Annotated in this window: 23 protein-coding genes; 3 read left to right on the forward strand and 20 right to left on the reverse strand. The window is 36.5% G+C overall.

What is annotated here, in order from left to right; all coding sequences use genetic code 11:
- Positions 1 to 10: 10 nt before the first annotated feature.
- The 20 genes from HCJ50_RS08385 to HCJ50_RS08480 all read right to left on the reverse strand — a co-directional run bounded on the left by HCJ50_RS08385 (position 11) and on the right by HCJ50_RS08480 (position 19,275).
- Positions 11 to 994, reverse strand: coding sequence for an alpha-ketoacid dehydrogenase subunit beta (locus HCJ50_RS08385; protein ID WP_185348227.1), 984 nt, complete (start codon positions 992 to 994; stop codon positions 11 to 13).
- A 16-nt stretch (positions 995 to 1,010) separates the two neighbouring features.
- Complete coding sequence (locus HCJ50_RS08390; protein WP_185348225.1) at positions 1,011 to 2,006, reverse strand: thiamine pyrophosphate-dependent dehydrogenase E1 component subunit alpha; 996 nt, start codon at positions 2,004 to 2,006, stop codon at positions 1,011 to 1,013.
- A 24-nt stretch (positions 2,007 to 2,030) separates the two neighbouring features.
- Positions 2,031 to 3,458, reverse strand: coding sequence for a dihydrolipoyl dehydrogenase (gene lpdA / locus HCJ50_RS08395; RefSeq protein ID WP_185348224.1), 1,428 nt, complete (start codon positions 3,456 to 3,458; stop codon positions 2,031 to 2,033).
- 15 nt (positions 3,459 to 3,473) lie between these two features.
- Positions 3,474 to 4,541 carry a butyrate kinase gene (gene buk, locus HCJ50_RS08400; protein WP_185348222.1) on the reverse strand — a complete coding sequence of 356 codons (1,068 nt, stop codon included), beginning with the start codon at positions 4,539 to 4,541 and terminating at the stop codon, positions 3,474 to 3,476.
- 136 nt (positions 4,542 to 4,677) lie between these two features.
- Positions 4,678 to 5,544, reverse strand: a complete 867-nt coding sequence (locus HCJ50_RS08405) for a phosphate acyltransferase (protein ID WP_185348220.1) — start codon at positions 5,542 to 5,544, stop codon at positions 4,678 to 4,680.
- 130 nt (positions 5,545 to 5,674) lie between these two features.
- Complete coding sequence (recN, locus tag HCJ50_RS08410; protein ID WP_185348218.1) at positions 5,675 to 7,366, reverse strand: DNA repair protein RecN; 1,692 nt, start codon at positions 7,364 to 7,366, stop codon at positions 5,675 to 5,677.
- 22 nt (positions 7,367 to 7,388) lie between these two features.
- Positions 7,389 to 7,838, reverse strand: a complete 450-nt coding sequence (gene ahrC / locus HCJ50_RS08415; RefSeq protein WP_185348216.1) for a transcriptional regulator AhrC/ArgR — start codon at positions 7,836 to 7,838, stop codon at positions 7,389 to 7,391.
- 189 nt (positions 7,839 to 8,027) lie between these two features.
- Positions 8,028 to 8,852, reverse strand: coding sequence for a TlyA family RNA methyltransferase (locus tag HCJ50_RS08420; protein WP_185348214.1), 825 nt, complete (start codon positions 8,850 to 8,852; stop codon positions 8,028 to 8,030).
- Entirely contained in the window at positions 8,849 to 10,726 is a 1,878-nt protein-coding gene (dxs, locus tag HCJ50_RS08425; RefSeq protein WP_185348212.1) for a 1-deoxy-D-xylulose-5-phosphate synthase, read from the reverse strand. The genes HCJ50_RS08420 and dxs overlap by 4 nt, the downstream gene beginning before the upstream one ends.
- Before the next feature lie 170 nt (positions 10,727 to 10,896).
- Positions 10,897 to 11,097 (reverse strand): cold-shock protein, encoded by a 201-nt coding sequence (locus HCJ50_RS08430; protein ID WP_003719639.1) that lies wholly within the window; start codon positions 11,095 to 11,097, stop codon positions 10,897 to 10,899.
- A 198-nt stretch (positions 11,098 to 11,295) separates the two neighbouring features.
- Positions 11,296 to 12,177: a polyprenyl synthetase family protein gene (locus HCJ50_RS08435; protein ID WP_185348210.1), complete on the reverse strand. Its 882-nt coding sequence runs from the start codon at positions 12,175 to 12,177 to the stop codon at positions 11,296 to 11,298.
- A 2-nt stretch (positions 12,178 to 12,179) separates the two neighbouring features.
- Positions 12,180 to 12,407, reverse strand: coding sequence for an exodeoxyribonuclease VII small subunit (locus HCJ50_RS08440; protein ID WP_185348208.1), 228 nt, complete (start codon positions 12,405 to 12,407; stop codon positions 12,180 to 12,182).
- Complete coding sequence (gene xseA, locus HCJ50_RS08445) at positions 12,397 to 13,749, reverse strand: exodeoxyribonuclease VII large subunit (protein WP_185348206.1); 1,353 nt, start codon at positions 13,747 to 13,749, stop codon at positions 12,397 to 12,399. The genes HCJ50_RS08440 and xseA overlap by 11 nt, the downstream gene beginning before the upstream one ends.
- An 18-nt stretch (positions 13,750 to 13,767) precedes the next feature.
- Positions 13,768 to 14,622, reverse strand: coding sequence for a bifunctional methylenetetrahydrofolate dehydrogenase/methenyltetrahydrofolate cyclohydrolase FolD (folD, locus tag HCJ50_RS08450; protein ID WP_185348204.1), 855 nt, complete (start codon positions 14,620 to 14,622; stop codon positions 13,768 to 13,770).
- Between the two features lie 93 nt (positions 14,623 to 14,715).
- Positions 14,716 to 15,102, reverse strand: coding sequence for a transcription antitermination factor NusB (gene nusB, locus HCJ50_RS08455; protein WP_185348203.1), 387 nt, complete (start codon positions 15,100 to 15,102; stop codon positions 14,716 to 14,718).
- A 30-nt stretch (positions 15,103 to 15,132) separates the two neighbouring features.
- Complete coding sequence (locus HCJ50_RS08460; RefSeq protein WP_185348201.1) at positions 15,133 to 15,540, reverse strand: Asp23/Gls24 family envelope stress response protein; 408 nt, start codon at positions 15,538 to 15,540, stop codon at positions 15,133 to 15,135.
- A gap of 2 nt (positions 15,541 to 15,542) precedes the next feature.
- Positions 15,543 to 16,907: an acetyl-CoA carboxylase biotin carboxylase subunit gene (gene accC / locus HCJ50_RS08465; RefSeq protein ID WP_185348199.1), complete on the reverse strand. Its 1,365-nt coding sequence runs from the start codon at positions 16,905 to 16,907 to the stop codon at positions 15,543 to 15,545.
- Positions 16,908 to 16,920: 13 nt separating this feature from the next.
- Entirely contained in the window at positions 16,921 to 17,391 is a 471-nt protein-coding gene (gene accB / locus HCJ50_RS08470; protein WP_185348197.1) for an acetyl-CoA carboxylase biotin carboxyl carrier protein, read from the reverse strand.
- Between the two features lie 161 nt (positions 17,392 to 17,552).
- Positions 17,553 to 18,110, reverse strand: a complete 558-nt coding sequence (gene efp, locus HCJ50_RS08475) for an elongation factor P (protein WP_185348195.1) — start codon at positions 18,108 to 18,110, stop codon at positions 17,553 to 17,555.
- Positions 18,111 to 18,213: 103 nt separating this feature from the next.
- Positions 18,214 to 19,275 (reverse strand): M24 family metallopeptidase, encoded by a 1,062-nt coding sequence (locus tag HCJ50_RS08480; RefSeq protein ID WP_185348193.1) that lies wholly within the window; start codon positions 19,273 to 19,275, stop codon positions 18,214 to 18,216.
- Positions 19,276 to 19,454: 179 nt separating this feature from the next.
- Here HCJ50_RS08480 and HCJ50_RS08485 point away from each other — a divergent pair, with 179 nt between their 5' ends.
- The 3 genes from HCJ50_RS08485 (at position 19,455) to HCJ50_RS08495 (ending at position 21,147) form a co-directional block, all read left to right on the forward strand.
- Positions 19,455 to 20,420, forward strand: a complete 966-nt coding sequence (locus HCJ50_RS08485) for a DUF1385 domain-containing protein (RefSeq protein ID WP_185348191.1) — start codon at positions 19,455 to 19,457, stop codon at positions 20,418 to 20,420.
- A 12-nt stretch (positions 20,421 to 20,432) separates the two neighbouring features.
- Entirely contained in the window at positions 20,433 to 20,705 is a 273-nt protein-coding gene (locus tag HCJ50_RS08490) for a hypothetical protein (protein ID WP_185348189.1), read from the forward strand.
- A gap of 61 nt (positions 20,706 to 20,766) precedes the next feature.
- The gene (locus HCJ50_RS08495) at positions 20,767 to 21,147 is read left to right on the forward strand and encodes a rhodanese-like domain-containing protein (protein ID WP_185348187.1); all 381 of its coding nucleotides are present in this window, start codon (positions 20,767 to 20,769) and stop codon (positions 21,145 to 21,147) included.
- Positions 21,148 to 21,175 lie beyond the last annotated feature (28 nt).

The following is a 21,175-nucleotide window of genomic DNA, read 5'->3' on the forward strand; positions in this document are numbered from 1 at the left end:
TAAAACGGGTCTAAAATTCCGCTAATTCTTTCATTGCATCTGCAACTTTATCTGGATTAATCATAAAATGTTTTTCCATTGTTGGAGCAAAAGGCATTGCTGGGGTATCTGGTCCAGCAAGTCTTGCAATCGGTGCATCTAAGTCGAATAAGCAATGTTCTGAAATAATTGCTGCTACTTCGCTAATAATGCTTCCTTGTTTATTGTCTTCTGTTACAAGAAGGACTTTTCCAGTTTTCTTTGTTGCTTCGATAATTGCTTCTTGATCTAATGGATAAATAGTACGCAAATCAAGAATATGTGCTTCTACACCTTCACTTGCAAGTCTTTCAGCAGCTTGTTGAGCAAATTGAACAGCTAGACCATATGTTATCACCGTAATATCATCGCCTTCACGAACCACGTTGGCTTTACCGATTGGAACGATATAATCTGTTTCTGGCACTTCCCCTTTAAGTAAGCGATATGCACGTTTATGTTCAAAGAAAAGCACTGGATCATTATCGCGAATCGCTGCTTTTAAAAGTCCTTTAGCATCATATGGAGAAGATGGAACCACAATTTTCAGTCCTGGTTGTCCAAAGAATACTTTTTCGACCGATTGAGAATGGTAAAGTGCTCCGTGAACACCACCACCAAACGGGGCGCGAATGACCATTGGACAAGACCAATCATTATTCGAACGATAGCGAATTCTCGAGGCTTCAGAAATAATTTGATTCACAGCTGGCATGATAAAATCAGCAAACTGCATTTCGGCAACTGGACGATACCCATACATTGCAGCACCAATTCCAACTCCAGCAATTGCTGACTCTGCAAGTGGTGTATCTAAAACACGATCTTCACCAAATTCATCATACAAACCGGCAGTTGCTTTAAATACACCGCCTTTTTTCCCTACATCTTCCCCTAAAATAAATACTTTATCATCGCGCTCCATTTCTTCTTTAAGCGCCATTGTTATTGCATCAATATATGAAATGACTGGCATTAAAATTCCCTCCTAATCAGCTATTCGCATCTTCATCGTATACATATAGTAAGGATGATTCTGGTTCTGCGTATGCTGCATTTTCCGCATAATCGGTTGCTTCATTAACTTCTTTAGCAACACTTTTTTCGATTTCAGCAATTTTTTCTTCTGTTAAATAACCTTCATCAACTAGCTCTTTTTCAAAAATCTTTAATGGGTCTTTTTCTTTTGCTTCTGCGACTTCTGATTTGGAACGATAGCTACTATCATCATCATCGGAGGAGTGTGGTGTAAAACGATAGGAAACTGTCTCAATTAACGTAGGACCTTCCCCATTTCTTGCTCGATCAGCTGCACGTTTAAAAGCTGCATAAACTTCTCCCATATTTGTTCCATCTACTCGCTCACCAGGAATTCCGTAACCAATTGCTCGGTCCGAAAGTTTTTCTGCGGCATATTGTTTAGAAGCTGGAACAGAGATAGCATACTTATTATTATGGATAACGAACACAACTGGCAACTTATGTACAGATGCAAAGTTGATTCCTTCATGAAAATCTCCTTGGTTAGAGGAGCCTTCTCCAGTGGAAGCATAGATTGCAACTGGATCATTAGCCATTTTTGCTGCTAATCCAATACCAGCAGCATGTGGAAACTGTGTGGTTACTGGTGAACTTTGTGTCACAATACGATTAGCTTTTTGACCAAAGTGAGCAGGCATTTGACGACCGCCCGAGTTTGGATCCTCAGCTTTCGCAAAAGCAGAGAGCATTATATCTTTTGCTGTCATACCAAAAGCTAAAACTACTGCTAAATCACGATAATATGGTAAGGCATAATCTTTTTCTAAATCAAAGGCGAATGCAGCACCGATTTGAGCTGTTTCTTGTCCTTGCCCAGAAATCGTAAAAGGGATTTTCCCAGAACGATTGAGTAGCCACATACGTTCATCAAGTCTCCTTGCCATTAACATTGTTTTATACATTTTTACTAATTTATCTTCTGTTAAACCGGCTTCTTTTAAAGTCATTTTTGTTCCTCCTTTAAAGCTGTATTAACCATGAATTGCATTACCATCCACAGCAAGGGCAGCTTCTCTAAAACTTTCTGATAAAGTTGGGTGCGGGTGAATCGTATTTCCCACTTCCCATGGGGTTGCGTTTAATACTTGCGCGAGTGCGGCTTCACTAATCATATCGGTTACATGAGGTCCAATCATGCTAACACCTAGAATATCGTCCGTATCTTTATCTGCAATGATTTTAATAAAACCGTCTGACTCCCCGTAAACGAGTGCTTTTCCGATACCTCGGAAGAAAAACTTACCTTTTTTTATGTTATAGCCACGTTCTTTGGCTTGTTCTTCGGTGATACCAACGCTTGCAATTTCTGTTGATGTATAAATACAACGTGGAACTAAATCGTAATCTAGTTTTTCAATCGATTTTCCAGCAATATGGTTAGCTGCGATTGTTCCTTCTTCCATCGCAACATGTGCAAGTTGAATTGTTGGGATACAGTCACCAATTGCATAAATATGACTTTCTTTTGTTTGATAAGCGTCATTAACTTGAATAAAGCCATTTTCAGTTGTAACATCAGTATTTTGTAAGCCGATATTTTCCGTATTAGCAGAACGCCCTACAGAAACAAGAATCTTGTCTGCTGTAAATGTTTGTTCCTCACCTTTAATTACTGCATTTATTTGGACACCTGTATCAGTTTTTTTATAGCTAGTTGCTTGAACTTCAGCAGCTGTATGCATAGTTAATTTTTTCTTTTTGTAAAGTCTTGCTAATTCTTTTGCTACTTCTTTATCTTCCGTTGGTAAAATTCTGTCAGCGTATTCCAGAACAGTGACTTCTACACCAAAATCATGCATCATGGAAGCCCATTCCATCCCGATTACGCCACCACCAACAATAATGATTGATTTAGGCAATGTTTCTAAATTAAGGGCACCGTCAGAAGATAGCACATTTTCTTCATCAATTGTAAGACCTTTAAGACTACGTGGCTTGGAACCTGTGGCTATAATAAGGTTTTTAGGAATTAGCATTTCATTCTCTGAACCATCCTCAAATTCAACAGATACCGTTCCAGCTGTTGGTGAAAAGATAGATGGGCCTAATATAGTTCCTGTTCCAACAAATAAATCAATTTTTCCTTGCTTAAATAATTGATGAATTTCTTTTTCTAATTGATCTACAATTGCTTGTTTTCTTGTTTGCGCTTGTAAAAAGTTAATATTAGCATTCCCTTCGACTGTAATACCAAATTCACTCGCTTTTTTTACTGTTTGTAGGACTTCTGCAGAACGTAATAAAGCTTTAGTTGGAATACAACCACGGTGAAGACATGTCCCGCCAACCTTTCCTTTTTCAACGACAGCGACTTTTTGACCATTTTTTGCGGCTTGTATTGCTGCAACGTAACCGCCAGTTCCCCCGCCAAGAATAACTACATCATATTCTGTTGCCACATTATCTCCTCCTTATTAATATACTTTTTCTTTTTCTAGACCTGCAAGTACTCTTTGTACGCCACTATTTAGGGCTTCCAACTCATCTTCTCCCGGTTCTATAATCACTTTAGCTATCCAGTTAATTTGTTTGGTAATTTCCTTTGTAAAAAGTTCGCTTCTAGCAAGTCCGCCAGTTAGGATAATAGCATCAATCTTACCTTCTAAAACTACTGAGCATGCTCCAATTTCTTTACTAACTTGATAAGCCATTGCCTGGAATGCATCTGTAGCTTTTTCATTACCCGTATGTACTTTGGCTTCAATCTCTAACATGCTATTTGTACCTAGATAAGAAATCATTCCACCACGACCAACAATGAAATCGTGTAATTCTCGTTTAGTCCAATTCCCACTAAAACAAGCTTCTAGAAAATCATTCATTGGTAGTGAGCCTGAACGTTCAGGACTAAATGGCCCGTCTCCATCTAAGGCATTATTGACATCTACTGCTTTACCTTGTTTATGTGCAGCAACAGAAATACCACCACCAAGATGTGCAATAACAAAATTCATCTTTTCGTAATCAGAACCAAGCTGTTTGGCAATTTTCCGTCCAGCAGCTTTATGATTTAACGCATGAAAAATACTCTTCCTAGTGATAAGCTCATTCCCCGAAAATCTTGCAACCGGCTGCATTTCATCAACTACGACAGGGTCCACAATAAAACTTGGAATTTGGAGATTATCAGCTAACTTCTTAGCAAGCATTGCGCCTAAATTAGAAGCATGTTCTCCGTATTTATTTTCTTGTAAATCTGCTAACATTTTATCAGTCACTTTATAGGTACCGCCAGCAACTGGTCGAAGTAAGCCGCCACGACCAACGACAGCATCTAATTTGTTTATATCATACCCAAACGAATCAATCACTCTTTGTAGCAATTGCCATCTAAAATCAAATTGATCTTGTACATTATTAAAATTGGCTAGTTCTTGCATTCCGTGTCTGATTGTTTCTTCAAAAAGAAGTTTGTCGCCTTGGTATACGGCGAGTTTTGTGGAAGTCGAACCGGGATTTATTGTCAAAACATCAAAAGACATTTAATTTCCTCCAAATTTAATTGTGAAAAATGCAGTAAGTTATCATTTTCCCAAAGACTATTGTAACACGTAGGCTGCATTCATATAAAAGCCTTTGCATTCAGAATATTAAAGTCCGTCTATTCACATTATTTCATTATTTTCCAACCATTCGGACAGTTAGAAGAAACGAAGCGAGTTTATTTTCTGGCGTATCGTTTCTGGAAGAGATAACAATAGGTACTTTTGCTCCAACGATAGCACTCCCTACCTTAGCCCCTGCAAAATAAACTAGCGATTTATAAAGCACATTTCCAGTTTCAATATTTGGAGCAATTAAAATATCCGCTTCACCAGCCGTACTACTTTTAATCCCTTTATGAATAGCAGCTTCTTTAGAAATAGCTACATCTAGCGCAAGCGGCCCAGCAATTTCTAGCTCACTTCCAAAATGATTAACTACTTCCTTTGCTTCGATTGTAGAAGGCATTTTATTGGTAACTTCTTCTACTGCGCTAAGCAAGGCTACTTTTGGCTTTGAAATACCAATTTTAATTGCGGCATTTACTGCATTTTCGGTTATAGCGATTTTTTCTTCTGTATTTGGTGCAACATTCATAGCACAATCTGTTAATAATAACGGTTTATGATAATTAGGAATATCAAAAATAGCTATTTGACTTAATAAAGCACCTGTTCTAAGTCCGTTTTCTTTTTTTAATACATGACGCATTAAAGTTGCTGTTGGAATAAAACCTTTCACTAGAATATCTGCCTCTTTATTTTTCACGGCTAAAATAGCGCCTTGAGCTGCCTGATCTGCTGTATCGGCTTGAATCCAAGTGACACATTCATGTGCAGTTAAAGCTTTCTCTTCGTTTTTCCCAAATAAAAGGAATTTGCCTAATTTTTGAGCAAGTGCTAGACGAATTGTTTCTAAAACTATTTCATCATCAGCGCCTGCTATTGCAAAAACAAAGGAACTAGTTTCTGCATCATCTGAAAAAAATCGTTTACTTGTCATAAAAAATAACTCCTTTTTCGCACAAAAAAGCCGCATTTCAGAATTAGTAGTTGTTTTTATGACCAGGTAATAATTTCTACCTTATCCATTTTAAGCAAAAACTATTCGATATGCAAGCAATTTTGTTTTTTTAATAAGTTTGTTTTACTTTTTCGGCTTGTTCCATCATTTCTTTTGCATGTTGTTTGGTTAATTCTGTTACTTCTATTCCGGCTATCATTCGGCTAATTTCTTCTACTTTGTTATTTCCTTCAAGAATTGTAACAGAAGTAGTTGTTCGTTTATTTTGTACTTTTTTAGTAATATAATAATGGTGGTTTGCCATTGCTGCAACTTGTGGTAAATGGCTAATACAAAGAACTTGTGACCCTACTGAAACTGCGTATATTTTCTCTGCAATCGCTTGACCAACACGACCACTTACACCTGTATCAACTTCATCAAAAATAATAGATGTTATTCCTTGATGTCTAGAGAAAATCGTTTTAAGCGCTAACATCATACGAGATAATTCTCCACCTGAAGCGATTTTTGCTAGAGGTTTTAATGGCTCCCCTGGATTGGTAGACATATAGAAAACGATACTATCTTGACCATTCTCGGTTAATTCCATTTTGTCCGTTTCAAATCGAACACTAAAAATCGCTTTTTCCATATAAAGTTGATTTAATTCTTGTTTTATTTGTTTTTCAAGTATTGTTGCTGCTTTTTTACGGATATCTGTTAGTGTGTTTGCTTGTTTGCTAAGTTCTGTTTTCATGCTTGCTAATTTAGATTCTAAATGACCAACATGAGATTCACTATCCGTTAATTTCTCCATTTCACTACTAATTTCTTGTTCATATTGAATAATATCTTCAATTGTTTTACCGTATTTACGTTTCAATTGATTTAGGTCATTTAATCGTGATTCAATTAGATTTAGTTCTTCCGGCTGAAATTCTAGTTGATCAAGTGCTTGTCTAATTTGACTCATACTATCTTCTAACATATAGTAACTGGAAGAAATCGCCTCACTAACCGCCTTATAATCTGTATGAATACTAGCAGCTGTATCCATCTGGCGCATCGCTTCTCCGACAAATTCAAGTCCACCTGGTTCACCTTGAATGGCTGTATAGGCTCCCTGCAAATTTTCGTTTAATTTTTCAAAGTTTGCCAAGATATTCTTTTGTTCTAATAAACGGTCTTCTTCTCCCACTTGTAAATTAGCATTTTCAATTTCTTGCTGTTGAAAACGAAGCATATCAAGTCTTTGGGCAAGTTCCCGTTCATTTTTTGTCCAATTCTCCCATTCTTTGGAAATGGTTTGGTATTCTTTAAAATAAGTTTGATATTTTGTCAAAACTGGTTTAATTTTATCAGCAGCAAAACGGTCTAATAAGGATAAGTGAAACTCCTCATTCATTAATTCTTGGTGCTCATGTTGACTATGAATATCAATTAATTTCGAACCAATTTGGCGAAGTAGCACAGTCGTAACTAACTTACCATTAATTCGACAGCTATTTTTACCTGACCGAAATAGGCTACGTTCCAATACAACCATATCATCTGTTGCATCTATTCCATTTTCTAAGAGCGCATTTCGGCAGGCGGCATTATCTTCTGCCAGAGCAAAAAGTCCTTGCAATTCTAGGCGTTCCTCTCCATGACGAATAAAATCGGTTGATCCACGTCCGCCAACAAGAAGACCAAGCGCATCAATAATAATTGATTTACCCGCGCCGGTCTCCCCTGTCAGTACCGTCATTCCTTCCTGAAAACGTAAAGAAAGTGATTCAATGATAGCAAAGTTTTTAATTGTCATTTCTTGAAGCAATCTTATTCACCTCCAACCATTTTTAAAGCATATCAATAAAACGATTTGTTAATGTTTTAGCATTTTCTTCCGAGCGACAAATAATCAAGCAAGTATCATCTCCGCAAAGTGTTCCTGCTTTCTCTGGCCAGTCTAAGTTATCTATTAGCGCACCAACTGAATTTCCATTTCCTGGCATGACTTTTATAATAATCATAAATTGTACTGTATCAATACCAATAAAACAATCAATTAATGCGCGTTTTAATTTTTGATGTGGATTAAAGCTATTATCGGCTGGCAGACTATACTTATAACCACCAGTTTGTGTTGGAACTTTGACTAGATGAAGTTCTTTAATATCACGGGAAACAGTTGCTTGGGTGACTTTAACATCGCGTTCTAAAAGAAGTTCTACTAAATCTTCTTGCGTGTCAATCTCATTAGATGTAATCAATTCTCGAATAATAATATGACGATGACCTTTATTCATTCCTTTTTCACCTCACGATAATTTTCTACTTACATCTTATCCGAAAAAACGCATAAAGTCACGGAATTAGTGCAAAATTATACAAGAAATATTCATTTAATATTTTATACATTGAAAATACATAATGAAATGGTGACAATCGCATAATAAAAGTAAAAACCGGAAAACATTTCTGCTTTCCGGTATACATTATTTATCTAATTTTGTATGAGCTTTAGAAACGAGTTTAGTTATTGCATCAGAAGGTAAATGATTTGTTCCGGTTTCTTCCCCTGTCCATTTAAGATGCGCAATAAATTCGATATTGCCTTCTCCACCTGTAATCGGTGAATAATCAAGCCCCATTAAATCATAACCATTATCTATCGCAAATTGCACAATATGTTCCACGACTGATTGATGAACTGCCGGATCACGAATTATTCCCTTTTTCCCTACTTGTTCTCGGCCAGCTTCAAATTGCGGTTTAATTAATGTCATGACGTCACCACCAGTTACAAGAACCGTCCTAAGTACAGGTAAAATCAATTTTAAAGAAATAAACGAGACATCAATCGTTGCAAAATCTGCCAATCCTTCTGTAAAATCTGCTGGAGTAACATGTCGAAAATTAGTGCGCTCCATGACTGTAACGCGTTCATCATTTCGTAATTTCCATGCAAGCTGATTATAACCAACATCTAATGCATACGAGTGTTTTGCACCGTTTTGGAGTGCACAATCAGTAAAACCACCTGTAGAGGCACCAATATCAAGCATTAATTTAGCTTTTACATCAAAATCAAACACATCTAATGCTTTTTCTAATTTAAGTCCACCACGGCTGACATATGGCATTTGTTTTCCTTTAACCTGAAGTTCACTATCTACTGGGATTTTTTCACCAGGTTTATCAACACGTTCTTCTTTTCGGTAGACAATTCCCGCCATAATCGCACGTTTCGCTTTTTCCCTTGTTTCAAATAATCCTTGATCTACTAGCAGAATATCTGCCCGCTCTTTTTTTATTGTCATAGTCTCTTCGCCCTTAACTTCTCGCTTTGTGCGAGCATTTCATTTATTTTTAATACAATACCAGATTCAGATATGCCATATGATTCAAGAATTAATTGTACAGAACCATGACTAATAAATGTATCTGGCAAACCAATCCGATGTAACATAAAATTGGTATAATTATTCATTTCTATAAATTCTAACACACTAGCACCAAATCCGCCTTTTAATAGCGATTCTTCTACCGTCAAAATGGGGATGTTTTGTTTTATTATTTTACGTAACAATTCCTCATCTAGCGGTTTGATGAAACGAGCATTAATAACACCAATTTGTTTTCCGGTTGCCGCCAGTTGTTTAGCTGCATTAAGCGCCAATTGAACAGTTGGACCAAAAGTTAAAATAACCGCATCTACAGGCGGAATTAGTATCTCCCATTTCCCAATTGGTATTGTTTCTGTTGATAAATACGGCTCCACTCCAGGGCCATTTCCTCTTGGATAACGTATCGCGATTGGACCATCATCATAAGCAAAAGCAGTATCCATCAATTGCTTAGCCTCTGCTTCGTCTTTTGGCATGGTAATCACCATATTCGGAATGCTACTCAAAAATGAAATATCAAAAATGCCTTGATGAGTCTCCCCGTCAGCACCAACAAGTCCTGCACGATCAATTCCAAATACGACATTTAAATTTTGTCGACAAACATCATGTACTACCTGATCATATGCTCTTTGTAAAAATGTAGAATAAATCGCTAAAAATGGTTTCATACCTTGCGTAGCTAATCCAGCTGACATAGTTGTCGCATGTTGCTCTGCTATACCAACATCAAAAAAACGCTCAGGAAACGCTGCTGCAAATTTTTCCAATTTGGAGCCAACTGGCATGGCAGGCGTAATTGCAACAATTCTTTCATCTTCTGCTGCTAGACGCATTAACTCCTGACTAATAATAGAACTCCATGAAGGTGCCGACACTACTGGCTTAATAAAGTTTCCTGTTTCGACTTTGTACGGTCCTGTACCATGCCAGGTTCCACGTTCATCTAATTCAGCCGGTTTGTATCCTTTTCCTTTTTTTGTGACGACATGGAGCAACACAGGCCCTTTTACACTTTTGGCAAATTCTAAATAAGTGATAATATCTCGCAAATTATGTCCATCTATTGGTCCCAGATACATAAATCCTAATTGTCCGAAAAAAGTATCTTCTCTAGACAAGCGATTTCTAATATCATCACCATCTGGCATATTCCGAATTATTTTATCTAACTCTTTTTTTATATATTTTGAGGTTCTTAACTTACCAAGGATATTTTGAAGTGCACCTACATTTGGCGCAATCGACATATCATTATCATTTAAAATAACAATAATATCTTTTCCCATGTCACCTATATGATTGAGTGCTTCAAGTGCCATTCCGCCTGTCAATGCACCGTCTCCAATTACAGGAATAACATAATAATCTTGTTGCTTTATATCTCTTGCAATAACCATACCGGCCGCTGCTGATAGTGAGGTCGAGCTATGGCCAGTTTCAAACACATCATGTACGGATTCCTTTCTTTTTGGAAAACCGTCTAATCCATTAGGTTGTCGCAATGTTTCAAACTTATTTGCTCTTCCCGTGAGAATTTTATGCACATATGACTGATGTCCAACATCCCAGATAAATTTATCTTTTGGACTAGAGAAAGTATAATGCATCGCAATCGTCAGTTCTACAACACCGAGATTTGGACCGATATGCCCACCTGATTTTGATGTAGAAGTAATTAAAAACGCGCGAATATCCGCTGCGAGTGCTTCTAATTCTTTTATATCCAATTGTTTCATAAAGGAAGGATCCTTTATTTTTAAAAGATCCAAATAAAAACAACTCACTTTCCAAAGAATCGCTTACTACTATACGTGCAAACCGAATCTTTTTACTGAATTAATTGTTCTTATTATAGCAAATAATTTATGTTATACCAAACAAGGAAAAGTAATTTTAGACAAATAAAAAAGCAAACCACCGAAATGATTTGCTTTTTCTTATTCAAAAAATAGAATTACGCTTTTTGAACGTTAGCTGCTTGAGGTCCGCGTTGGCCTTCTTCAACGTCGAAAGTTACTGCTTGACCTTCGTCTAAAGATTTGAATCCGTCACCTTGGATAGCGCTGAAATGTACGAATACATCGTCACCGTTTTCGCGTTCGATAAAACCAAATCCTTTTTCTGCGTTAAACCATTTTACTGTACCTTGTTCCATGTTCATGTTCCTCCTCGTGTGTTATGCACACTAATTATTTACTATTCTTGCTTAACGGCACGAGATGGAAAGTTGTTCACAATCGTATCTTTCACCCACAAAAATAATCTTACATTAGTATAACACGGTATTTTAGGAAAAGCAAATCAATTTAATATATACTTGTGAAAAATTTTTGAAATTACTAGATAATTATGATTAATTTTCTCTAAACGCGATTAAATCAGCAAGTTTAATCAGAATAACATCATTAAAATCATGTCCTGAAAGCGCTGACTTTGCTATAGAAACATGCTCATTTAATGCCCTTTTAGCACCATCTAGAGTGAGTAATCCGGGATAGGTACTTTTATTCAGAAAAGCATCTCCCCCTGTCTTTTTACCCATTTTTGTTTCATCACCAATTACATCCAAAATATCATCGCTAATTTGAAAACCAATTCCGATATTTTCGGCAAAAATATGTAATCGTTTGGTTTGTTCCGGTGTCGCTTCGGCAATTTCGGCAGCAGAAGTAACGGCAAAAATTAATAATTCCCCCGTTTTTCTAGCATGAATTGAAGCTAATTCATCTAATGAAATTTGTTTGTTTTCTGCTTCTATATCCGCTTGCTGTCCACCAACCATGCCCTCCGCTCCGCTACTAAAGCTAATTTGCTGAATTAAAGCAATTCTTGTTTCAAAAGACAAATCTACATCTTCCGCTAAAATAGAAAAGGCAAGTGTTAATAAGGCATCTCCTGCTAAGATAGCAGTCGCATCACCATATACCTTATGATTTGTCCATTTCCCGCGCCGATAATCATCATTGTCCATTGCTGGTAGATCGTCATGAATTAAACTATAGGTATGAATCATTTCAAGCGCAGTAGCAGTTTTCACACCACGCATTGGATCTACATTTAATGCTTGCAGGGTTGCAAAAACAAGCATCGGTCGAATACGTTTCCCGCCAGCCTGTACGGAATATAACATCGCTTCTTTTAATTTAGATTCTATATTGCGTTTATTTATTTCTGTAAAAAGTGAAGCATCTATCACTTTTTTATAATGTTCTAGAAAAAGAGTCAAATCTTGCAAATTTATTCACCATCCGCTTCAAAAGGAATTTCTTCTCCTGCATCTGTGACTACTTTTGCCATTCGCTTCTCTGCTACTTGTAATTTATCTTGACACAATTTAGTTAACTCGATTCCCTTTTGATACATATCGAGGGAATCTTCTAAGGAAGCACTACCATTTTCTAGCGCTTCAACAATTGTTTCTAATTCTGCAATTGCATCTTCAAAAGTCTTTTTTTTAGTTGCCACTTGTCTCTTCCTCCTTTGCAGTAATTAAAGCATCTATTTGTCCACCTTGCATTTTCACTTGAATATTATCGCCGACTTCTAATTGCGTTATTGATTTAACTAGCTTTTTTTCTTTATAGGTTACACCAAATCCGCGTTTTAATAAAGCAAGTGGACTTAAATATTCCAGTGCTTCTACTTGTCTAACAAAAGATTGTTGTTTCTCTTTTAGTTGTTGTTTCATTGCTTTATCGAGTGCAGTTTTATACCGGATTAATTGTTCTTTTTGCAAAGCAATTTCTTTTTCGGGATGATAATAGTGTAGTTGATCATTTAACCGATTAAACATTGTTTGTTTTATTAGCAATTGTTTCGCAAACGCATTTTGTAAACGTTCAGAAAAATAATCAGTGCGTTCCATTTGTTGCTCTAGCTGGTGTTTAGGACCATTTAGAATTAAATATTGTTTAAGCTGTTCGAGTTTTCGTTCTTTTCGTTCGAGTAATTGCCGAGTTACAGCGAGCAATCGATATTTTCGTTCTGCTAGCCGTTCCTCTAGGTCTCGATAATCAGGAACTGCTAATTCTGCTGCTGCTGTTGGGGTTGCCGCACGAACATCCGCAGAAAAATCACTTAAAGCAAAGTCGGTTTCATGACCTACTGCAGATATTACTGGGACATCCGAATCATAAACAGCTCGTACTACTGGCTCCTCGTTAAATGCCCAAAGTTCTTCTAATGACCCTCCACCACGCCCAATAATCATGACGTCAATATCATTTCGCTGATTAATTCGTCCGATATTCTCGACGATTTTTTGGGCAGCTTTTTCACCTTGAACAATCGTTGGATAAACAATTACTTCCACAGAAGGCATTCTACGGTGAATCGTTGTCAAAATATCCCGCACTGCTGCACCCGTTTTTGAGGTTACTACTGCCACTTTGGACGGGAAAGAAGGAAGCACTTTTTTATGCGTCTCTGCAAAAAGTCCTTCCTTTTCTAATTGTGATTTTAATTGTTCTAATTGAATATAAAGCGCACCAATGCCATCTGGTTCCATATGTTCTGCATAAAACTGGTAACGCCCAGCTTTTGTAAACACACCAATTCGACCAGTGATAAGGACATTCATACCATCTTCTGGTACAAAACCAATCTTTTGAACTGCTTTTTGAAACATGACAGAACGAAGCATCGCAAATTCATCTTTCACAGTAAAATAAAGATGACCACTTGCAGGTTGTTTTAAATTTGAGATTTCTCCGCGCACAAAAACTTGTTTCAGATACGGGTCTACCTCGAATTTTTTTTCAATGTATTTGGTTATGGCTGCTACCGTTAAATATTTGTCTTGTTCCATTATTTCACATCCAATTAATCAATTCATTTTCCAAATGCGTTTTGCTGCTTTTAATGTGTTAGCAAGTAACATGGTAATAGTCATTGGTCCAACACCGCCTGGGACTGGTGTAATAAAACCTGCAACATCTACTACATCATTAAAATCAACATCGCCACATAGTTTATTATTTTCATCGCGGTCCATACCAACATCAATGACAACTGCCCCGGGTTTAATATAATTTTTCTTTACAAATTTAGCAAGTCCAGTTGCAACTACAAGAATATCGGCTTCTTTGGCAACTTCGGGCAAGTCTTTTGTACGACTATGTGCAATTGTAACGGTCGCATTTTCATTTAGTAATAATTGTGCTACTGGTTTACCGACGATATTACTTCTGCCAATAACAACTGCACGTTTTCCTTCGATTAGAGTACCAGTTGATTTAATTAATTCAACTATTCCAGCTGGTGTACAGGGAACAAATGAATCTTTTCCAATGAATAAATTGCCTACGTTCACTGGATGGAAACCGTCAACATCTTTATCATAACTAATCGTATCAATTACTTTTTCTTCTGAGATATGTTTTGGCAGTGGTAATTGCACTAAAATACCATGGATCGTGTCATCCGTATTTAGTTCTTCCACTACTTCAAGTAATCTTTCTTCTGACACTGTTTCAGGAAGTTCAATCAAAACAGATTTCATTCCTGCTTCTTCTGTGCGTTTTTGTTTATTTCTAACATATGTACGTGATGCTTGATTATCGCCTACAAGCACAACTGCAAGACCTGGTTTCTTGCCGATTTTTGCAAGTTCAGCTACTTCACTTGTTACGTTTTCTTGAATTTCTTTTGCTAACTTTTTGCCATCAATCATTTGTCCCATGTTTATTGCCCCCTTATAATTACATTTCCAAGTTTTAGCTTAAAAAATTGCGAAATAAGGGAGTGCAAGGAAATTCCTCGCACTCTATCAAGTTTATTTATCTTCTGGCGCAATGTTTGCAAGTACCCCGTTAATAAATTTACTTGATTTTTCATCGCTGTAAATTTTTGCAATTTCGATGGATTCATTCAAACTAACTCGGTTTGGCACATCACTCAAGTATTTTATTTCATAGACACTAAGCCTAAGCAAAGATAAATCTACTTTGCTTAAACGATCCATACGCCAATTGTCTAGGTTAGGCTCAATAACAGCATCAATTTCAGCTTTATTCGCCATTACTCCTTCGACTAGTTTCTCCATATAGTCGTCTTGCTCATCTTCCATGATATTTTTAATGGCTTGATCAAGTGACATTTCATTTAGTTCAATTTGGAATAATGCTTGAAGTGCTTTCTCGCGCGCTTCTCTTCTTTTCATGTTAAAGCTGCTCCTTTTTTTCCTTGAATTTTATAGTTCAAAATCATCGAAGGAAAGTGTTTCTGTTTTTTCAAATTGTACTCCAACGATATGCACGTTGATTTCAAGTACATTTAAGCCAGTCATATTGAAAATGGTATCTCTAACAACATCTTGAATATTTTGAGCAACGAGTGGAATTGTCGCGCCAAATAAAACAGAACAATAAAGTTCGATGAGAATACCTTCTTCGGTTAATTCAACTTTTACGCCTTTTCGGTAGTTAACAGCGCCACTAAATTTTTCGCGCATTTCTGTCGCAAAACCACCTTGCATATAAGCAACATTTTCGATTTCACTTGCGGCAAGCCCGGCAATGACACCAATCACTTCAGGTGCTATTTCGATTTTACCAAGTGGTGCATCATTTTGTTTACGTAAATCTTTTGTATAAGCCATTTTTAGCCCTCCTTAGAAAGATTCATTACATCATTTTGCTCCAAGAATTTTGTATTAAAATCACCTGACAAAAATACATCATTATCTAATACACGTAAATGAAATGGGATTGTTGAAGGAATACCATCAATGGCAAATTCTGACAACGCTCGTTTCATCTTTTGAATTACTTCTTCGCGAGTTTCTGCATAACAAATTACTTTTGCAATCATCGAATCATAGAATGGTGGAATTTTATAATTTGGATAAGCTGCCGAATCAATTCGAACTCCTAAACCACCTGGTGGAAGATAAAATTTAATTTCACCTGGTGCAGGCATAAAGTTTTTTTCTGGGTTTTCAGCATTAATCCGACATTCCATTGCCCAACCAGTTAGTTTTACATCTGTTTGTTTAATTTTTAATTCCTCATTAGCTGCTACTAAAAATTGTTGTTTTACTAAATCAATTCCTGTTACAAGTTCTGTGACAGGATGCTCTACCTGGATACGCGTATTCATTTCCATAAAGTAAAAATTATTTTCATGATGATCAAAGATAAATTCAATCGTTCCAGCTCCTGAATAATTCACTGCTTTGGCTGCTTTGACAGCTGCTTTACCCATTTTTTGGCGAGTTTTTTCATCAATTGCTGGTGACGGAGATTCTTCGATTAGCTTTTGTAAGCGACGTTGAATACTACAATCACGTTCTCCTAAATGAATAACATTACCATGGTTATCTGCAAGCACTTGAATTTCAACATGGCGAAAATCTTGAATATATTTTTCTAAATAAACACCCGGATCTCCAAATGCGGCTTCAGCTTCTTGTTGTGTTGTATGAATTCCAGAGACTAATTTTTCTTCGTTTTCCGCTACACGTATACCTTTACCGCCACCGCCAGCTGTTGCTTTAATGATGACAGGGTAACCGATTTTTTTAGCAATTTTTTTACCTTCTTCAACATTAGCTACAATTCCTTGTGAACCGGGAACAATTGGGACACCAGCTTTACGCATTGTTTCACGAGCTACGTCTTTTGTTCCCATTTGAGATATTGCAGCAGCGCTCGGACCAATAAATGTAATATTGCAATCTTCACATAGCTCAGCAAAATCTGCATTTTCAGCTAAAAATCCATAACCCGGATGAATAGCATCACAATTTGTTAAAACTGCCACACTAATAATGTTTGACATATTTAAATAGCTATCTTTTGTTGCCGCGGGACCTACACAATAAGCTTCATCCGCTAGCTGAATATGTAGTGCTTCTTTATCTGCTTCCGAATATATCGCAACTGTCTCCACTCCAAGCTCTTTAGCAGCGCGAATGATACGGACAGCGATTTCTCCACGGTTCGCTACCAGTACTTTTTTAATCATATTTTCCGACCCCTTATTTTTTTCTAACTTTGAAAAGCGGTTGTCCAAATTCAACTAACTCGCCACTAGAAACTAAGATTTCTGCAATTTCACCATCAACATCCGCAGTGATTTCGTTAAATAGTTTCATTGCTTCTACAATACATACAACAGATTGTGCGGAAACTCTCGATCCAACATTAACAAAATTGCTATCTTCCGGTGACGCTGACGCATAGAAAGTCCCAACCATTGGGGAAGTAATTACTTCTAGGTTCGTATCAGTTACGCTTGTTTCTACTTGTTGTGGTGCTGCTTGTTGCTCGACAGCCGGTGCTGCTTGAACTGTTGGAAGAGCGACTGGTGCTTCACTAATTGCAGCAGTTGCCACTATTTTGTTCTTTTTAAGCATAATCTTACTATCCTTTGTTTCTAATTCAAATTCATCTAAGGTTGATTCGTCAATCAGCTCAATTAGCTGTTTAATTTCATCTATTGATAACATCTCTTTTACACTCCTTAATAATAACTAAAAATATAAAATTGCATGAATCACGCATTGTTTTTATTGTACCATACTTTTTATTTAATAGGGGTACAGGAAACGCTGGCAAACAGAAAAAACAGCCGAAGAATTAACTCCAGCTGTAATAAATGTATCTTTACTTACGCCCGAGAAACATATGCTGCTTCGGTTGTATTAATAACTAGTTTGTCTCCTTCATTCACGAAAAATGGTACTTGCACAACAAGTCCAGTTTCCAGTGTAGCTGGTTTAGAACCACCTGAAGAAGTATCTCCTTTAATTCCAGGGTCGGTTGCAGTAACAACTAATTCTACTGTGTTTGGTAAATCAATCCCAATTGTTTCTCCTTGGTACATAATAATATTTATTTCCATATTCTCTTTTAAAAATTTAAGTTCGTGCGCAATTTGCTCTTCTGGAAGTTCAATTTGTTCATAAGACTCATTATCCATAAAAACGTGATTAGCCCCGTCTGCATATAAATAAGCCATTTTACGGTTATCAATTTGTGCTTTAGCCACTTTTTCTCCACCGCGGAATGTTTTTTCTTGAATCGCACCAGTACGCAGATTACGTAATTTAGAACGTACGAATGCTGCTCCTTTTCCAGGTTTTACGTGTTGGAAGTCTAGCACGCGCCAAATCCCATTATCTACTTCTATTGTTAAGCCTGTTTTAAAGTCATTTACTGAAATCATGTTTTTCCTCCTGTAATTTGCAAAATATCTTTTTTGGGGAGCATCTATACCTGCTCATTCTTCCTTATTTAACCACAAAACACACAAAGTTACAAAGGAATTTTTATAAAATAATTAATTCTTTTGGTGAATGGATTAAAATCTCGTTACCTGTTGCCGTAATTAATAAATCATCTTCAATTCTTACGCCACCAATTCCTGGTAAATAAATACCTGGTTCATCTGTCACTACATGTCCCACTTCTAGTCTTTGAGGACTTTTAAATGATAAATTAGGCCCTTCATGGATTTCTAAACCGATACCGTGACCTAATGAATGACCAAATGCATCACCATAACCAAATGAACTAATATAATCACGTGCAATTGCGTCTGCTTCAATCCCGGTCATACCAGGTTTCAAGCTATCAATTACTTTTAATTGAGCATCCAGTGTAATTTGGTAAATTTCTTTTAATTTTTCAGCGGGTTCTCCAACCGCAATTGTTCTCGTCATATCAGAACAATAACCATCATAATAACAACCATAATCCATTGTGACAAAATCGCCTACTTCGATTTTCTTATCAGAAGCAACACCATGAGGAAGTGCCGAACGAACCCCAGAAGCGACAATAGTATCAAATGAAGAGGAAGTTGCACCAGCACGTCTCATAAAGAATTCTAACTCATTAGATACTTCAATTTCTGCCATGCCCGGTTTAATAAATTTAATAATATGAGCAAAAGCTGCATCCGCAATATCACAAGCTGTACGAATTGCTTTTAATTCGCTCGCGGTTTTCACTTTACGCATTTCTTCAAATAAACCTGTAAGTGGAATTAATTCCCGATTAAAAGTTCGTTCCATTTGCTTAAATTCAGAAACAGTCACATAATCAGCTTCAAAATGCAATGTTTTAGTTGCATTTTGGGATAATAATGCTTCCACTGTATCAAAAATCGGTCCCTCGTGTTTCACGATTTCATATCCTTCTGCTTGTTTCGCCGCTTGTTCTGTATATCGGAAATCAGTCACAAAATAAGCTTTTTCAGGTAAAATTAAAGCCACACCACTCGTTCCTGTAAAAGCTGATACGTACCTTCTATTATATTCACTTGTAACAAGAACCGCTTCCATTTTTTCTTTTCCAAGTGTTTCTTGAATTTTAGTTAATTTAGACATTATAATTCCTCCACTTTTTTCAAATTTTAGGCGCGCAAAATAAGTATTTTTCAACACGTTTGAAACTATTTTATCATAATTTACAAAAAATAACTTTTTTTAGGCGTTTGCCGCTATACGAAAAACAGTTTTTAGCGTAAAATAACTTATTAGTACACAAGAATAGGCTGGTGAAAAATTTGAGTAAACAAAACGTGCCATCTTATGGAGGACAAGCAGTTGTTGAAGGGGTAATGTTTGGTGGTAAAAAACAAACAGTAACAGCTGTTAGACGGCTAGATGGTTCATTAGAATATTTTTATTTGCAAAAAAATAGCCCGGTTTGGGTGACACGGCTCAAGAAAATTCCTTTTTTACGTGGTATCGTTGCTTTAATTGAATCTAGCGCAATTGGCTCTAAACATTTAGCATTTGCAACCGACCGCTATGATGAAGATCCAAACAATCCAGAAGAAGAGGAAAAAATCGAAAAAAAAGAATCGAAAGTTGCTATGTGGCTAGGTGTTGCAGTGATTGGTATTTTATCATTTGTATTCGCCAAATTCGTTATGACACTTATCCCTGTATTTTTAGCAGAATTATTTCGTCCGATAGTTCCTGGTGACACGGCACAAGTCTTTTTAGAAAGCTTTTTTAAATTAATTCTTCTATTGACTTATATTTTTGCTGTTTCTCAGACTCCAATAATAAAGCGAGTTTTTCAATATCATGGTTCTGAGCATAAAGTCATTAATTGTTATGAAGAAAATTTACCTTTAACTGTCGAAAATGTGCAAAAGCAATCGAGATTACATTATCGTTGTGGTAGTAGTTTTATTTTATTTACAGTTATTGTAGGGATGTTTATTTATTTGCTTGTTCCTACTGACCCACTTTGGCTTCGTGTGGTTGACCGGATTTTATTGATTCCAGTTGTACTCGGAGTTGCATTTGAAGTTTTGCAGTTAACCAATAAATGCCGAAACATTCCAGTGTTAAAATATTTAGGTGTTCCTGGCTTATGGCTACAACTCCTAACGACTAAAGAACCAGCTGACGATCAAGTAGAAGTAGCAATTGCTTCTTTTAATGAATTATTACGTATTGAAAAAGAAGGAGCGCCAGTAAACAATGAGGAGCCTGATAATCTGGAACTTTTAGAATAGGAGTTGGTTCGATTGAAAAAATATCCACTAATAGTGATTTTTTTACTTATTCTAGTTGGAATTGGTCTTTTGATGGGTGGATTTAAATCTTTTTTCGCCCTCGCCATCTCCATATTAATCGGAACAATCATTTTCACCTTGATATTTCGACTACTATCCAACAAAAAAACTGACAGTAATTATCAAAAAGCAGTAAAACAATCCAAAAATTTACATGACAATAAGAAAAAAACAAAGAAAAAACGAAAATCTTCTTTTAAAGTGATTGATGGTGGCAAAAAATAAGTTATAATAGAAAAGGATGCTTTATTAAAAGCAGTTTTCAGGATGAAAGGGGTTTACACAATTGATTAGTTGGATTATAGCAATTATTATTCTGGTTATTCTTTTAGCATATGAAATTTACCAGTTTGTAATGCGCCGCAAAGCAGTAAAAGTTTTAACAGAGGAAGAATTTAAACAAGGTTATCGTAAAGCACAATTAATTGATGTTCGCGAGCCAAATGAATTCGATGCTGGCCATATTCTTGGCGCTAGAAATATTCCAGTTACACAAATGAAAAATCGTACAACGGAGATTCGCCAAGATTTACCAGTTTACTTATATTGCCAAACTGCTCAACGTAGCAACCGCGCAGCAATCATGCTTTACAAACGTGGTTATCGTGATGTTTATCAGCTTAAAGGCGGCTACCGTAAATGGAAAGGTAAAACAAAAGCTAAATAAAAGAAAAGTCTTGCCGCAATAACTGCAG

It is taken from the genome of Listeria immobilis (genome assembly GCF_014322765.1).
Taxonomy (GTDB): domain Bacteria; phylum Bacillota; class Bacilli; order Lactobacillales; family Listeriaceae; genus Listeria; species Listeria immobilis.